Genomic DNA, 15367 nt, shown 5'->3' on the forward strand with positions numbered 1-15367 from the left:
CCTGTTTATTCCGAGTATTCCGTCATTATTGCTGTCGAGAGTAAGGCGCACCATTACCTCACAGGTAATTGAGCCTATCACCGCCCGGGTAGAAGCTTTGTAGCGTAGTCCCAAACATTGCGAAATCCGATTGAGGTGACCCTATGAAAAACTTCATCCGCCAATTCAGTCTGAAACAAATCATCCTGAGCGATATTTTCCTCTCCACGCCCCTGGCGCTGGCCCTTATTCTGGCTGCTGAGCCCATCGCCCATTGGGCGGGCGGCCCCGGCGCCACCTTCTACCTCGTGGTCGGTGTTGTGATGCTGCTGTGGTGCGTGGATATGGCCGCCATGGCCATGAATACACGGTGGCGGGAGAAATACTACAACCTGATGATTGCTGTGGATGTGACCTGGGCTCTGGTGGCCCTGGGACTGATGGTGTGGTTTGCCCCAACTCTGCAGCCGCTGGGCTGGGTACTGTTCGCCCTGAACGTACTGGTACCGCTGGACATGGCGTGGATGAAACGGGTTGCCGCCAGCAAGCCGCAGCAGCCTGCCTTCAGTTAGGAGCACGCTCTCCCGGCTGTTCGTGTGTGGCTGCGCGAACCCCGCCGGACACACTTTCCAAACGGCCCGCCTGCCCCCTGGCGGGTCAAACCTTTAATACGCCTTTCGATAATTGCCCTGATAATCAAACATCCGTTCCTGCACCTGCCAGTAATGCTTCTGCTTGCGGGCAATCACAAAATCCGGTGCCGACAACAAAGCCTGCAGCTCCAGAACTTCCTCCGCCTTGCTGAACTCTTTCGGCACCTGGCTGTTGGCGAAACGACGCCCGAACAGTTTGTTAAACACGGTGCGCTGTGCCGGTTTGCTGAAATCAAACGACTCGCTAAGTTCTTCTCCGTCCTCGCCGTGGTAGGTGATCTTCAACTTGCTGCCAGCGACACCCAGAGTAATGCCCGCGCAGCGGATCACCATGGCGTTCTTGAGTTTCAGGGCGTCACGCAGTTGATCGTCCGGGTCGATGATGGCCTGGTGGCACTGGTGGCAGTTGCGGGCCGCGATGTCATTCTCGCCGCCGCAGTGGGGGCACTCCTTGAAGCGAAAACGGTAATCGCACTGTTCCGGGCGCTGCTTCTGCCCTGCAGCCCCCTCCTCTTCCGCAGGCTCCAACAGGCCCTGGCAGCGACGCCCGTAGTGTTCGATCACCCGGCCGTCGCTGTCGGTCTTGCCCCAGAAGATGTTGGCAAAGCCACAGCCCGGGCAGAACACCTGCACCGGCTCGCTGTCCGGATTTGGTTTCGGCTCCCCCACCTCCGGATGATGCAGGTTCACACTGTTGCCCGCGTAATCAATCACCAGGCAATCCTGCTTGCCATCGTCCAGACGAAGGCCGCGGCCCACGATCTGCTGATACAGGCTGACCGACTGGGTGGGGCGAAGAATGGCGATAAAGTCCACGTGGGGCGCATCGAAGCCGGTGGTGAGCACGGACACATTCACCAGATACTTCAACTGCCGCTGTTTGAAGCGCTGGATCAGAAAATCCCGATCTTTCAGATCGGTGGCGCCAGTTACCAGGGCGGTCTGATGCTCCGGCAGATAGCCGGTGATCTCCCGGGCATGCTCCACCGTGGCCGCAAAGATCATCACCCCCTGGCGTTCGGCGGCCAGTTCCATCACCTGCTCGATGATAGCGCGGGTGACCCGCTTGTGTTTGCTCAGCAGCTGGTTAACGTCCTTCTCGGCATACTCGCCAAAGCGGTCCTGAGCCAGCGCGGAGAAGTCGTATTGCGCCACCGCCGCGTTCACCAGCTCGGGTTTTGTGAGATAGCCCCGGTTGATCATGTAGCTCAGCGGCAGTTCATAAATGCAGTGCAAAAAGGGCTTGTCTTCTTCGCTGCGAACAAAGCCCCGGTAGTGATAGCGATAGATCCAGCCCATGGCCAGCCGGTATGGCGTGGCGGTGAGCCCGAGTACTTTAAGGGCATCATTCTGTTGCCGCAGCAGCTCGATGATCCGTTGGTACTGACTGGTGTCCTCACCACTGACCCGATGGCACTCATCGATGATCACCAGCGAGTATTCATCCCGGAACTGATCCAAGTTCGCCGCCACGGACTGCACACTGGCAAAGGTGACCTGGTGCCGGCTTTCCTTGCGCTTCAGCCCGGCGGAGAAGATGCCACCGGCTAAACCGTAACTCTCGTATTTGGCGTGGTTCTGCTCCACCAGCTCCTTGACGTGAGTCAGCACCAGAATCTTGCGCCGGGCAAGGCGGGCGAGCTCGGCAATGACCAGGCTTTTTCCTGCGCCGGTTGGCAGCACGATGACGGCAGACTCATCGGATTGGAGGAAGTGCCTGAGCGTAGCTTCGACGGCTTCTTGCTGGTAGGGACGGAGTTTGAAGTGGGCGTTCATTTGCAGAGCTAAATCGCTATCCGGATGAAAAGGCGGCCATACTAGCAAAAACCGGTGCCATTACCGGTGCGCCCCCATAAATCCGGCGCAGGCATCATCAGGAACGGCGCGGGTCGCGCGTCTCTTCATTAAGCCAGGTACCACAGTGTTTGCAATATTTGGCGTCGACTTCATGTCGATGTTTACCGCATCCCGGGCAGGCTTCATCAGAGTAACGCTCCTCACGCAGGGCGCGAATCACTTCCGCGGAAAACACCCCAACGGGAAGCGCAATGATCGAGTAACCCGTCAGCATGATCATCATGGAAATGAACTGACCCAAGGCCGTCACCGGCGCTATATCGCCATAGCCCACGGTTGTCAGTGTCACGATTCCCCAATAGATCGATGTGGGAATACTGGTGAAACCTGCCTCAGCCGGCTCGATCAGATAGAGCAAAGAAGAGAAGATGGTCACGACTATCAGCACAGCAAACAGAAAAAGCAGGATCTGGTGCCGGCTGCGAATCAAGGCATCCAGCAGCAGGCGGCCCTCGCCAACTACTGTCATCATTTCCAGTACCCGGAACAGACGCAGAGTCCGAAGCAGACGCACTACGACGAGAGTCTGCGCACCTGGAAACAACAGCGCCAGCCAGGTAGGTAAGACGGCCAGGACATCGATAACACCGAAAAAGCTCTTCAGGTAAAGCTTCGGTTTCTCCAGGCAATAGATGCGCAGAGCCAGCTCAACGGTGAAGAGCAGCGTTATGCCCCACTCCACACCATAAAAAATCTCACCGAAGCGGGCGTGATATTCCGGGACACTGTCCAGGAGGATAATCCCGACACTGAGGAATATCAGGAACGCCAAAAAAATATCAAAGCCCTTGGCCAAGCGGGTATCGGATTCGAAAATGACCTGAAACAGGCGGGTTTTAATTCCCAGACCACCAGGCTTTATCGTCGCCATCCAAGCTCCCTCGCCAGGCGTCTCCGAAAATCGAACATCCTCCGATTACGTTTAACTCAGGGCCACTCATTCTGCAAATCACCCTCTCACGATCGGCAGTCCGTTCTGCATCATTAAATTCTCAAAAGCATGACTGGTTTAATCTCCAGCGCCTGCCGGGCGAACTCGGCATCCGGCCACACCAACAACCAGCCCAAAACCGCGAGATTGAGAATTACGTTGAACCAAAATGCCGCCTGAAAGGAGGTCTTTCGGGTTTTATGGCGAAAGAATTGCTGGCCCACCAGCGCCCCCGGCCAGCCACACAGTAGTTCGAACAGATGCAACCGCCCCTCGGGTACCCGCCGGTTGCCGCGTTCTGCGGCCCCTTTGTCGACCGCATACATCAAGAAAGTAACCAGGCTCATCGCGCCATAGGCGACCGGCAAAAGCAGCGGCACATACCCCAGGATATATAAAACCGAGATCGCCCCTCCTACTGCGGCTGCAATCAACAGAGCGACCCAAACGCCAGTCGCTAATGCTGCGCGGTGTCGGACCACCCCGGCGTATTGGAAACTGGCTGCCCTTAACCGGCCCTTCTCGTCTTTTGTTTGCGCGTAAACCACCTTGTCTCCGGCCGAAGGCCTGCCCCGCCCCTGATAGGCGCTGATGTGGGCAAATAAACGCTTACCTTCGTTTTCCGGAGTTATAAAGCCGAAACCCTTGGCATCGTTCCATGAGGAGAGTAAGCCTTTCTGATTCACGTAATGCTTCCCTGAAAAGTCTGTTTTGGCGCCTTGCAGAAAAAAAGCTGCCCCGGTTTACCTTTAGCTCCAACGCGGCACCGACCGCTTCCCGCTGGTAAGCGCGCAGTTTGAACGGAACATTTATCTTCATACAAAGACCGGATCTTCCGTCATTCTACGGCTGACTTACAGATACCGGCCGCCCGCACCAATCACCACCACGATCAGTCCAAGAATCAGGTTGATCCCCACCAGCTTGCGGATCTGCCCTACCTGCCGCCCGCCCTCTTGAGGATCCTGATTGGCAACGGCCTGTTTCAGCCGCCTGAAGGGGGCAAAATAGACATGAAAATAGAGCAGCATCATCACAATCCCCAATCCCTGCATGACATGAATGTGCCAGCCGGCACCCGCCATGTCACCGAATACGTTGAAGACCATCCAGTAACCGGTTACCAGCAACAGGATCACAGCCGCCCACACCCACCGGAAAAACCGGGAAAGGGTGCGGCACCACAGCACGCCCCGCTGCGACGTATCAATCACTTCAACCACCGCTGGCCGCATGGCCATGTAGGCGAAAAACATACCGCCAACCCAAATAACGGCGGCGAGAACATGCAGTGCAATGGCCAGACTCATAAAGCGCCCCTCTGAAAACGTGTGGGGTGAGCATAAGCTTCAGCCACATCAAAACCAACTCCTGTAGACGGACTGACAGGTAAACTGATGCACCCTGACCCATCTATCCTGTCTGTTGGCTCGTGAGTGTTGGATCCCAACGAAAACGAAAGATCATGCCGAATTGATACACATCAAATAAAAGGGCCAAATCATTGGCCCCCCGCGTTGCTGTCTTGACGGAGAGCGAGGGCAGAACTATCCCAAACACCGGAAACTCTGAAAAAGGTAACCCCGCCGAAATTCGGGTGCACAAAGCCAAGGGGCTTCCCTCCCTACCAGCCCTATCGAGAAAGCCAGCCAAGCCGCCAAAAAGTTTCCGGTCAACCAACAAGAAGTGGTTGCACGGTAGGGCGGCAAGCGCACATCTAACTACACTGCCCTCACAAGGACACCGATGTAGGCCTCCGCTGCAACCGGCCAACAGCACAAATGGGCGGGCTTGCACGCCCAGGTTTTCAGGGGATTCAGCCATGATTACCAGGCGTCGTTTCCTACAAGGCAGTACCCTCACCACATTGGGGCTCGCTTTACCTTTCAATCCCTTCCTTCAGCGAGCACATGCGATCGCATATCTTTCCAATGTCGGACCGCTGAGCGATCCCGCCCTGCAGCCCAAGTTTATCGACCTGGCACCGAACGCACTCGATCCCGGTTTTCTTTTCAAGGACCTCAACGACAACGGGGGGCCCGCCCAACAACCGAACTTCAGTTTACGCGCAAGGGAAACCGTGCAGGAGACCGGGCTTATCAACCCGAAGAATGGCAAACGGCTAAAAACCAAGGTCTGGGGCTATGGCGCTGACACCGTGTCCTGGCCGGGGCAGACGTTTCAGGTGAAGAGCGTCTCGGCCGGTGGAGCCCCTGAGACCGTTGTTCGATGGGAGAACGAACTCAATGGAGGGCAGCACCTTCTCCCGGTGGATACCAGCCTGCACTGGTGCTACTCGCTCCATGGTGCGGGTTCGGCCAACGGTGTCGATTACCGGCAGTTCAATATCAAAAAGAATGGGGTGCCCATCATTACGCACCTCCATGGTGGGAAAAGCGACTTCCAGTTCGATGGCAACCCGGAGTTCTTCTTCAGCCCTGATGGAAACGTCAAGGGCCCGCAGTGGGACTTCGTGCCGGGCGGCTTTACCAACACCTTCCGTTATGACAATAACGTCCGCGCCGGGAACCTGTGGTACCACGATCATGCGCTCGGGATTACACGGCTTAACGTGTATGCGGGCCTGGCGGGGTTCTACTTTGTGCGGGATGAGTACGATACGGGCCAGGCCAACAACCTGCTGGGCCTGCCAGCCTTCCCCTACGAACTGGCGTATGCCATCCAGGATCGAATGTTCACGGAAAAAGGCGATCTGTTCTATCCGGCTTTCCCGGGCGACCCTTTCTACGATGACTTCATCACCGGTGAGGGCGCCATTCTGCCACCCGATCTGTTTCCCGGCGGCGGGCCAACGGCGCTTGCGGAGTTCTTCGGCGATCACATGGTGGTTAATGGCAAAATCTGGCCGAAGACCAACGTCGAGCCGCGACACTACCGCCTGCGCCTGCTCAACGGCTGTGACTCGCGGTTTGTGGCGATCCGTTTCCGGGTTGCAGCCTCACCAGGGGCGACAGACCTGAATGGCGCCAGCGCTCCCCTGCCCTTCTACGTGATCGGCAGCGACCAGGGCCTGGCCTCCAGTGCCAGCATGACCGACACACTGGTGATAGAGCCGGGCGGGCGTTATGACGTTATCGTCGATTTCTCCGGACTGGAGGACGCCCGGATTATCATGGAGAACATCGGTGGAGACGCACCCTTCGGTGGTGACCTTGGCGAAGACCTCGCGCCGGAGGACCTCTTCCCGGACCGCCAGACTGACCGCATCATGGCGTTCGACGTGGTCCTTCCGTTCAATAATGCCATCGCCGACAGTTTTGATCCGGTGACGTTCGACGGCTGGGCGGCAGACCTGGGGTTCGGTCCACCTCCAGTGAACCCTGGAGCAACGATTCGCAGGGTCGCCCTGTTCGAGGGGCTGGACGAATTCGGCCGGTTGCAGCCGCTGCTGGGAATCGTAGACCAGGACAGTACCGCGACGGCGTTCACCTGGTTCCAGCCGACGACCGAAGTCCCGGCACTCAGTTCAACCGAGGTGTGGGAGATCTACAACTTCACCGGCGATGCCCACCCCATTCACCTGCATTTGGTGAATTTCAATATTCTCGGGCGTAACGAGATCAGCTTCACCGAAGGTGCCCCGGTGCCAGTGCTTCAGCACAACGGAACGCTCGGACAGGTAGCCGGAATATCGGGGGTCACCGAGGGTGGCGCCGTTGGCCTGGGGCCAACCGACGGGTACGTGGAAAACGCGCCCAAGGACATGGTCACGGCCCTGCCAGGCCAGGTCACGCGCATCAGCGCGACCTTTGAAAAGCCGGGGCGCTATGTCTGGCACTGCCACATCCTGTCCCACGAGGACCATGAGATGATGAGGGTGATGCAAGTCAGTTGACCCACTGAGATGATCGGGACAGATCCGATTTCTGAAAGCGGGATCTGTCCCGGTTTTCTCATCACCCGTCGTAAACCTGTCGCTGTTCAATCCGCCACGACAGGAGTAAATTTGAGTTTGTAAGCTGCGCATGCAGAGCCAGCAACTGGCAGTTCGTATTCAGCTTCTGACCCGAATAAACATGCCGGCTCCACCACCACTGGAGTCATGTCATGAACACACTCTCTCGTTTAACACTCGCTGTTTCTCTAGGTTTTATCCCCCCCGCAGTCGCACATCAGGACACCATGAATGATGGTCATGCCCATAGCGCCGGGGATGACGTCGGCACCGTCGATTTTCAGGCCGACTGTGATGACGATGTGCGCGCTGACGTCGATCACGCACTCGGCCTGATACATCACATGATGTACACCCAGGCCCGCGCCGAGTTCGACGCCATTACCCAGGCCGATCCCGACTGTGCCATGGCCCACTGGGGTGTCGCCATGTCGCTGTTCCAGCCGCTATGGGGCACCACTCCCAGTACTGACGATATCACCCTCGGTCGCCAGGAAATCCAGCAAGCCCGAGACGCTGCCGAAGAGGATCGTGAACGGCTGCTGATAGATGCCACCGCCGCGTTCTTCGAGCCGGATACCGACCAGGTCAACGAGCGGCTGGCCGGCTGGATTGAGGGTATGGAGCAGGCCTATCAAGCCTTCCCGGAGGACGCCAACGTCGCTACCCTTTATGCCTTGTCCCGCCTGACGCTGGCGCGGTCCGCTGAAGACCGCAAGACACTGCACAACGAAGCGGAAAAGGTACTGCGTGCGACCTGGGAGACCGAGCCCACCCATCCCGGGGCCGTGCATTACTCCATACACGCCACGGATGCCGATGGCCGCGCTGGCAACGCCACTGAAATCGTGGATTCCTATGCCGGGATAGCCCCCAGCGTTCCCCATGCTCTGCACATGCCGTCTCACATTTACGTGCGGCTCGGTGACTGGCCCCGGATGATTGAATGGAACAGCCAGTCCGCAGACGTGGCGGTCGATCACCAGGTCGATGGCGCCACATCCTTCCACTATATTCATGCCCTTGATTATCTGGTGTATGGCCACCTCCAGCGGGGTGAAGACAGCGCTGCACACAGTGTCTGGGAGTCGGCCCAGGCCAACGGACCACACCAGCCCAATTTCCCCGGGGCATTCCACCTGGCATCCATCCCCGCACGGTTGGCCGTTGAAGAACACGATTGGGAAGCGGCCGCCGCCATTACCCCCCGTGCTGACGACTACATTGGCTGGGACACGTTCCCCTGGCCCGAAGCTCTGAGCTGGTTTGCACGCGGGCTTGGGGCCGTCCACACCGGCGATCTGGAAACCGCCCGCGAGGCTGAACAGCGGCTGGAGACCCTGGCGGAAGCCGCCCGGTCCGCTCCCGATCCGCGTTTCCCGACCTACATTGAGGTGGACCTGAGGATCCTTGCCGGTTGGATTGCCAAGGCAGAGGGTGAACCCGACCGAGCCATCGAACTGATGCGGTCCGCCGGAGAGCTGGAAGCCACCGTAGAGAAGCATCCGGTCAGCCCCGGAACCCTGCTCCCGCCCTACGAGGCGCTTGGCGATCTGCTACTCGCCCTGGATCGCCCGGCCGAGGCCCTCACCGCTTATCAGCAGTCCGATCGCACCTGGCCGAATCGGTATAACACCCTGGAAGGAGCGGCCCGTGCGGCCAAGTTGGCCGGCGATACCGGAGCCGCCGAGCAGTGGTCCCGTCGACTGGTAGAGACAGCCCCGGAATCAGAGCGCGACTCTATGAAACAAATACAAAAAACGGCGGAGAGAAGCTAGAAGACTATGAGGGTGTTGGCCTGGTAATTGATCTGAGCGAAGGGACAGTGAAACGCCGGTTCTTTCCGGGCCAAAGCTCTCGTACTTGACGTGCTCCTGCTCCATCAGAAGATCAGTCCCGCTTTTCCCTATATCACCGTTCCAGCAAGCATGCTAAAAGACTGCTCCCGGCAATAGCTTGGGGCTTCTCTCCATCAGGAACTCAGCATGTCAGATAAATTTTTCTACAAAGGTCGGCAGGACGCTCGCCAGCATCACACCGCTTACGGCGGTTTTGAGACAAACGCCAGCAAAAAAAGTGGCAGTAAAAAATACCCGCTGAATCTGGTGGTTACCAGTGAGGCTCGCAAGCAGGAAGTTGAAGCACAAGTCGCCGAGGCGAAGCTGTATGCCAATCTATCCGTTGATACCCGCGAGGGCGCCGTTGAATCCATCAACGAACTCACCGCTATCCTGAACAAGGGCGGAACGGTCACCACCGTAAAACCACCCTCCCGGAACGATTTATGTCACTGTGGTAGTGGAATCAAATTCAAGAAGTGCTGTGGCTAACGACAACCGGTGTGCAGAGGACAATGGCTATGATTGTTTGTGGGGTGGAACTGACTGGCAGCGATGCAGTGGTGTGTTTGCTGAATATGGACAGAGGGCAGTTCAACCTGCCGGAGTGCAAGGTTCGCAAAGTGTCACTGCCGAAAAATCATGGCCGTGACGATCTGAAGCAATTCCAGACGACCTTTGCGGAGTTGATGGCCGAGTACGGAGTCACCTGTGTCGCGATAAAAGAACGGATGCAAAAAGGCAAATTTGCCGGCGGCGCCATCAGCTTCAAAATGGAAGCGGCCATTCAACTAATCAACAGTGCTGAGCTTACGGTCACCTTGCTGTCACCCCAACTGATCAAGTCCACCCTGGCATCCAACCCGCTGCCCATTGCGTTTGCCGATACGGGATTGAAGGTTTTTCAGGAAACGGCCTTTATCGCCGCCTATGTAGGACAGTTGCAAGGTGGTGCCGGCTCTAACTGAGAACGGAAATTCCGTCGATCTCAGTCACCGTTTTGGCATCCGCCCGCTCGATGATTTTCAGAAGGGCGGATTGAATGGTTTCATCTTCCCGGGCGTCCCCACCACTCACAAACCTTTGTTTCTGAGGCTCTGCGCCCTCTTTCTCGGTAAAATAAATAACGACTTCAGTGGCTGAGTCTGGCGTCTTACCAAAGTACTCCAGCGCAACTAACGGATAGCCGTGAAAGCCTTTCTTAACCTGCTTTGCAATACGCTTTTTTGCTTTATCCAATTGCATCATAAAGGCCTGTCGCTGGGATTGTTCTCAGAGTGCCACATGAACGACAGTTCAACAACTTATGCTCGTTTTGCTTACGCACATCGAAATTCTCAGCGATAAAAAAGCTGCACAGTCTCCCGTACAGCCTTCATTCTTTGGCAATAAGGAAAGGCTTTGCGCTCAGTCCTCGTTTCGCTCACTCACCTTCCGGTAGGCTGTCAGCACAATCGCACCAACGATCCCGGCCGCAAATATATACTCAACGTGCAGTACGTTACCAATAGCCTCATGCCCTGAATGTGCGAGCACGTTTGCAGAAGCTAATAGCAGTCCAGCACTGGCACCAATCTTTTGAATTCTTCTCATGTTTGTCTCTCCGTGAACGGTTTAAACCAAAACTGTTTGATCAGGCGGAAGCGGCCACTTTCTCAGGCCGGCGTTCCGGCAGCATGCCTCGCTCCAAAATAAAGCTGATGATGGTGTCCAGCCCTACGCCGTCGTACAGGTTGGTGAACACGAAGGGGCGTTCGCCACGCATTTTTTTGGAGTCCCGCTCCATCACTTCCAGGGAGGCGTGAACCTGTTCGGCGATATCGATCTTGTTGATGATCAGCAGGTCGGATTTGGTGATGCCCGGGCCGCCTTTGCGGGGGATTTTGTCGCCGGCGGAGACGTCGATCACGTACAGAGTGAGGTCGGACAGTTCGGGGCTGAAGGTGGCGGAGAGGTTGTCGCCGCCGGATTCCACCAGCACCAATTCCAGGCCCGGGTGGCGGGACTGGAGGTCGTCGATGGCTGCCAGGTTCATGGAGGCGTCTTCGCGGATGGCGGTGTGTGGGCAGCCGCCGGTTTCTACACCGAGGATGCGGTCTGCCGGCAGGGCTTCGTGGCGCAGCAGGAAGTCGGCGTCTTCACGGGTGTAGATGTCGTTGGTGACCACGGCGATGTTGTAGTGATCCCGCAGGGCTTTACACAGCTGGCGCAGGAGGGCTGTCTTGCCGGAACCGACGGGGCCGCCGACGCCTACTCGCAAACAATGTGTCATGGTTAACTCCTTTTCGTCGTTGTTTCTCTTGTCTCTATCACTCCGAGCACAGCGGCAATCGGGGAGTCCCTTCCGAGACTCGCTCAAGCACATCCCTGTGGCGCTCGAGCTCCGCCATCCATGGCTCCGCACGGTCCCGAAAGGGACTCCCCGCTCACCGCTCCATGCTTCAGAGTGGCGTTCAATCTGTTACTAGCTTCGGAACAATCTCGAATACTGGGTTTCATGTAACGCACTGCCGAGGGCTAACCCGGGCAGCACCGGTCCTAATTCGTCGTCTTCCAGGCTCAGGGCCTTGTCCACTGCGGTGACTAGTTTGGGCCGCAGTTGTTCGGTTAACCGCTGGGCGGCGGTGTGGCCCACGGGCATGGCCTTGCACGCCACCGCCAGCTGGTTTTCGAGCCAGGCCCAGGCGAAGCCCAGCAGGGTCTGGCGAACGGGTACGCCCCGGCTGTAGGCCGCCCACGCGAACATCGTGGGGTAACCGGGTTCCGCTGGCAGTGTGGCGTTGCCTTGTTCCGGTTCGGGCAGCAGGTTCAGGCTGCCGAGCAGGCGTACCAGCGCGCCGCCGAGGCGGACGTCTTCGTCGCTTAGTTCAGCGGTTTCCCGGGTGGCGTGGAGCCACTGGTTCCACTGGGCGATGCTCTCGCTGTCCGCCTCACTCCAGGCTCTCTGGAGCCGGGCCAGAAGAGGTAGTTCGCATCGGGTCAGGCCGTCTTCCAGCACGCCTTCCAACCAGTCGCCCAGTTCGGCTTCGGTGGTTACCCACTGCAGCTCGAAGGCGCTTTCCAGGCCCTGGGACCAGGCGAAGGCGCCGATGGGCAGTGCCGGGCTGACCAGTTGCAGCAGGCCCAGCAGGGCCAGGTCGCCGGAGGCCGGATCAGTGGGTGTGACCATGGTGATGCCCGTGGTTGTGGCTATGACCGTGACTATCACTGTGTCCGTGGGTATGGCCGTGGGAATGTCCCTGCCCTGCCTGGGCGTAGGCGCCGGGTTCTGGATCGAACTGGGCGGTGTGGTGGGTGAGTTTGGCCCCCTGGCGCTCGGCCAGTTCTTCCAGTACGTGATCTGGTGGGAAGCGTACCCAGCCGCCTTTGTCGTCGTGGCCGATGGCAAGGGTGACGTGGCGGTTGCCCAGGTGATAGCACAGGCGCGCCAGCGGCAGGCCAGCTTCGATTCGGGCGGTCACCACCGGTTCTTCAGCAGCACGGATGCGGATGATCTCGCCGGTTTTGGCTTGCAGCAGGTCGCCGTCCCGCAGTACCTGGCCCCGTTCCAGAAACAGGCCCACGTCCAGGTTGGTGACGGTGGTGGCACGCAGCCGGCCCCGGATGCGCAGCTCGTAGGGCAGGATGAGGCTATCGTGGATTTCGGTGCTGTCTACGTCGTTGATGCGTTGTGTCAGTTCCAACATGTTGTTTTTCTCCTTCGTCCCGGCTCAGAACAAGTGGTAACGCTGGGCCAGGGGTAGTTCTGTGGCGGGCTCGCAGGTGAGCAGCTCGCCATCGGCGTGTACTTCGTAGGTTTGCGGGTCCACAGTCAGGTGTGGGCACGCGTCGTTCAGTTTCATGTCGCTCTTGCGCACTTCGCGCACGCCTTTGCAGGCGGACAAAGGGCTGTCCAACCCCAGTTCCTTGCCAATGTCGGCATCCAGCGCGGCCTGGCTAACAAACGTCAGGCGGGTGGCGCTGGCGGCTTTGCCGAAGGCACCAAACATCGGGCGGTAGTGAACCGGTTGCGGTGTGGGGATGGAGGCATTCGGGTCACCCATGGGGGCGGCGGCGATCATGCCGCCTTTGATGATGCAGGCCGGCTTCACGCCGAAGAACGCGGGGCTCCACAAGCACAGGTCCGCCAGCTTGCCCACTTCCACCGAGCCCACTTCATGCGCCAGGCCGTGGGTGATGGCGGAGTTGATGGTGTACTTGGCGATGTAGCGCTTGGCGCGGAAGTTGTCAGCACCCAGTTCTTCGTCTTCCGGCAACAGGCCGCGCTGGACTTTCATTTTGTGGGCGGTTTGCCAGGTACGGCAGACCACTTCGCCCACCCGGCCCATGGCCTGGGAGTCGGAGGAAATCATGGAGATCACGCCCATGTCGTGCAGGATGTCCTCGGCGGCGATGGTTTCCCGGCGGATGCGGGAATCGGCGAAGGCGACGTCTTCCGGGATGTTCGGGTCCAGGTGGTGGCACACCATCAGCATGTCGAGGTGCTCGTCCACGGTGTTGATGGTGTAGGGCCGTGTCGGGTTGGTGGACGACGGCAGCACGTAATCCTTCGAGCAGGCGGTGATAATATCCGGCGCGTGTCCGCCGCCGGCACCTTCGGTGTGGAAGGTGTGGATGCAGCGGCCCTTGAAGGCGGCCAGGGTGTCTTCCACGAAGCCGGATTCGTTCAGGGTGTCGGTGTGAATGGCCACCTGCACGTCGTACTGGTCGGCAACGGTGAGGCAGTTGTCGATGGCCGCCGGGGTGGTTCCCCAGTCTTCGTGCAGCTTGAGGCCGATGACGCCAGCTTTGATCTGGTCTTCAAGCGCATCCGGCAGCGAGGTGTTGCCCTTGCCAAGGAAGCCGATGTTCATGGGCAGCTCATCCACGGCTTGCAGCATTTTGCCAATGTGCCAGGCACCCGGAGTACAGGTAGTGGCGTTGGTGCCGGTGGCCGGGCCGGTGCCGCCGCCGAGCATGGTGGTGATGCCGCTCATCAGGGCTTCTTCAACCTGCTGGGGGCAGATGAAGTGAATGTGGGGGTCGATGCCACCGGCGGTGAGGATTTTGCCTTCACCAGCGATAACTTCGGTGCCTGGGCCGATAACAATGTGGACGTCTGGCTGGGTGTCCGGGTTGCCGGCTTTGCCGATGGCGGCGATGCGGCCCTTCTGGATGCCCACGTCGGCTTTGACGATGCCCCACCAGTCGAGGATGAGGGCGTTGGTGATGACGGTGTCCATCACGGTGTCGTCGTTGCGCTGGCTCTGGCCCATGCCGTCGCGGATGACTTTGCCGCCGCCGAATTTTACTTCGTCGCCGTAGTGGGTGTAGTCCTGCTCGACTTCAATCCACAGTTCGGTGTCGCCCAGGCGCACCCGGTCGCCCACGGTGGGGCCGTACATGTCGGCGTAGGCTTGTCTGCTGATTTTCATGCTTTCCCTCATTTTCCTTTTGGGAGCAAGAGCCAGCGGGACTGGCCTTCCGAAACACGCTCAAGCACATCCATGTGGCGCTTGAGCTTCACCATCCATGGCTCAGCACAGTTTCGGAAGGCCACTCCCACTCACTCCCCAAATTCCGATTTAGCTGTCCAGTTTTCCCATGACTTCGCCGCGGAAGCCGTAGATTTCGCGGCCGCCAGCGAAGGGAATCAGGGTGACTTCGCGGGTCTGGCCCGGTTCGAAACGGATGGCCGTTCCGGCTGCGATGTCCAGCCGCAGGCCACGGGCCTTGGCGCGGTCAAAGTCGAGCGCCGGGTTGGCTTCGGCAAAGTGGTAGTGGGAACCGATCTGCACGGGGCGGTCGCCGGTGTTGGCCACTTCGATGGTGGTGCGTTCGCGGCCGGCGCAGAGTTCGATGTCGCCGTCCTGGATCTGGTATTCGCCGGGAATCATCTCAGCCACTCCTCAAACAATAGGGTTATGAACCGTCACGAGTTTCGTGCCGTCGGGGAATGTCGCTTCCACCTGCACTTCGTGGATCATGTCGGCTACGCCGTCCATGACGTCATCCCGGGTGAGGATTTCGGTGCCGGAGCTCATCAGTTCGGCCACGGAGCGGCCTTCGCGGGCGCCTTCCATGATTTCGGCGCTGATCAGGGCGATGGCTTCCGGGTAGTTCAGCTTCAGGCCTTTGGCCTTGCGGCGTTCGGCGAGCAGTGCTGCGGTGAACAGCAGCAGCTTGTCTTTGTCTCTGGGCGTTAGCTCCATTG

The 15367-nt window shown here is 58.7% G+C and carries 17 protein-coding genes and 1 riboswitch; of the genes, 5 read left to right on the forward strand and 12 right to left on the reverse strand.

Annotated features, from left to right (window positions below; translation table 11 throughout):
- Nucleotides 1-143: 143 nt before the first annotated feature.
- Nucleotides 144-551: a hypothetical protein gene (locus K8I84_RS08380; RefSeq protein WP_223794292.1), complete on the forward strand. Its 408-nt coding sequence runs from the start codon at nt 144-146 to the stop codon at nt 549-551.
- Between the two features lie 93 nt (nt 552-644).
- On the opposite strand, the gene K8I84_RS08385 is transcribed toward K8I84_RS08380, so the two are convergent.
- From K8I84_RS08385 to K8I84_RS08400, 4 genes are all read right to left on the reverse strand, one after another.
- Nucleotides 645-2408: a DEAD/DEAH box helicase gene (locus tag K8I84_RS08385; protein ID WP_223794293.1), complete on the reverse strand. Its 1764-nt coding sequence runs from the start codon at nt 2406-2408 to the stop codon at nt 645-647.
- 97 nt (nt 2409-2505) lie between these two features.
- Nucleotides 2506-3360 carry an ion transporter gene (locus K8I84_RS08390; RefSeq protein ID WP_223794294.1) on the reverse strand — a complete coding sequence of 285 codons (855 nt, stop codon included), beginning with the start codon at nt 3358-3360 and terminating at the stop codon, nt 2506-2508.
- A gap of 113 nt (nt 3361-3473) precedes the next feature.
- Nucleotides 3474-4106 (reverse strand): DUF1294 domain-containing protein, encoded by a 633-nt coding sequence (locus K8I84_RS08395; RefSeq protein WP_223794295.1) that lies wholly within the window; start codon nt 4104-4106, stop codon nt 3474-3476.
- A 168-nt stretch (nt 4107-4274) separates the two neighbouring features.
- Nucleotides 4275-4730: a CopD family protein gene (locus K8I84_RS08400; RefSeq protein ID WP_223794296.1), complete on the reverse strand. Its 456-nt coding sequence runs from the start codon at nt 4728-4730 to the stop codon at nt 4275-4277.
- Between the two features lie 256 nt (nt 4731-4986).
- Nucleotides 4987-5082, forward strand: a riboswitch (cyclic di-GMP riboswitch).
- Nucleotides 5083-5242: 160 nt separating this feature from the next.
- Between K8I84_RS08400 and K8I84_RS08405 the strand changes: the two genes are divergently transcribed.
- From K8I84_RS08405 to K8I84_RS08420, 4 genes are all read left to right on the forward strand, one after another.
- Nucleotides 5243-7276 (forward strand): multicopper oxidase family protein, encoded by a 2034-nt coding sequence (locus K8I84_RS08405; RefSeq protein ID WP_223794297.1) that lies wholly within the window; start codon nt 5243-5245, stop codon nt 7274-7276.
- 212 nt (nt 7277-7488) lie between these two features.
- Entirely contained in the window at nt 7489-9114 is a 1626-nt protein-coding gene (locus K8I84_RS08410) for a hypothetical protein (RefSeq protein WP_223794298.1), read from the forward strand.
- 207 nt (nt 9115-9321) lie between these two features.
- Complete coding sequence (locus K8I84_RS08415) at nt 9322-9666, forward strand: PBPRA1643 family SWIM/SEC-C metal-binding motif protein (RefSeq protein WP_223794299.1); 345 nt, start codon at nt 9322-9324, stop codon at nt 9664-9666.
- 29 nt (nt 9667-9695) lie between these two features.
- The gene (locus K8I84_RS08420; RefSeq protein WP_223794506.1) at nt 9696-10142 is read left to right on the forward strand and encodes a DUF3010 family protein; all 447 of its coding nucleotides are present in this window, start codon (nt 9696-9698) and stop codon (nt 10140-10142) included.
- Here K8I84_RS08420 and K8I84_RS08425 read toward each other — a convergent pair.
- The 8 genes from K8I84_RS08425 to ureA form a co-directional block, all read right to left on the reverse strand.
- Nucleotides 10135-10422, reverse strand: a complete 288-nt coding sequence (locus tag K8I84_RS08425; RefSeq protein WP_263283017.1) for a hypothetical protein — start codon at nt 10420-10422, stop codon at nt 10135-10137. The two genes, K8I84_RS08420 and K8I84_RS08425, sit on opposite strands and share 8 nt — an antisense overlap.
- A 159-nt stretch (nt 10423-10581) precedes the next feature.
- Nucleotides 10582-10767, reverse strand: a complete 186-nt coding sequence (locus K8I84_RS08430) for a hypothetical protein (RefSeq protein ID WP_223794300.1) — start codon at nt 10765-10767, stop codon at nt 10582-10584.
- Between the two features lie 40 nt (nt 10768-10807).
- Nucleotides 10808-11446 (reverse strand): urease accessory protein UreG, encoded by a 639-nt coding sequence (gene ureG, locus K8I84_RS08435; RefSeq protein ID WP_223794301.1) that lies wholly within the window; start codon nt 11444-11446, stop codon nt 10808-10810.
- 192 nt (nt 11447-11638) lie between these two features.
- Nucleotides 11639-12343, reverse strand: a complete 705-nt coding sequence (locus K8I84_RS08440) for an urease accessory protein UreF (RefSeq protein WP_223794302.1) — start codon at nt 12341-12343, stop codon at nt 11639-11641.
- Nucleotides 12327-12860, reverse strand: coding sequence for an urease accessory protein UreE (gene ureE, locus K8I84_RS08445; RefSeq protein ID WP_223794303.1), 534 nt, complete (start codon nt 12858-12860; stop codon nt 12327-12329). The genes K8I84_RS08440 and ureE overlap by 17 nt, the downstream gene beginning before the upstream one ends.
- Nucleotides 12861-12884: 24 nt before the next feature.
- A complete protein-coding gene (gene ureC / locus K8I84_RS08450; protein WP_223794304.1) occupies nt 12885-14588 on the reverse strand; it encodes an urease subunit alpha in 1704 nt (567 codons plus the stop codon).
- Between the two features lie 150 nt (nt 14589-14738).
- The gene (locus K8I84_RS08455; protein WP_223794305.1) at nt 14739-15050 is read right to left on the reverse strand and encodes an urease subunit beta; all 312 of its coding nucleotides are present in this window, start codon (nt 15048-15050) and stop codon (nt 14739-14741) included.
- A 12-nt stretch (nt 15051-15062) separates the two neighbouring features.
- Nucleotides 15063-15365: an urease subunit gamma gene (gene ureA, locus K8I84_RS08460; protein WP_206644057.1), complete on the reverse strand. Its 303-nt coding sequence runs from the start codon at nt 15363-15365 to the stop codon at nt 15063-15065.
- Nucleotides 15366-15367 lie beyond the last annotated feature (2 nt).

The organism is Marinobacter sp. F4216 (assembly GCF_019931195.1).
In the GTDB taxonomy this organism is placed as follows: domain Bacteria; phylum Pseudomonadota; class Gammaproteobacteria; order Pseudomonadales; family Oleiphilaceae; genus Marinobacter; species Marinobacter suaedae.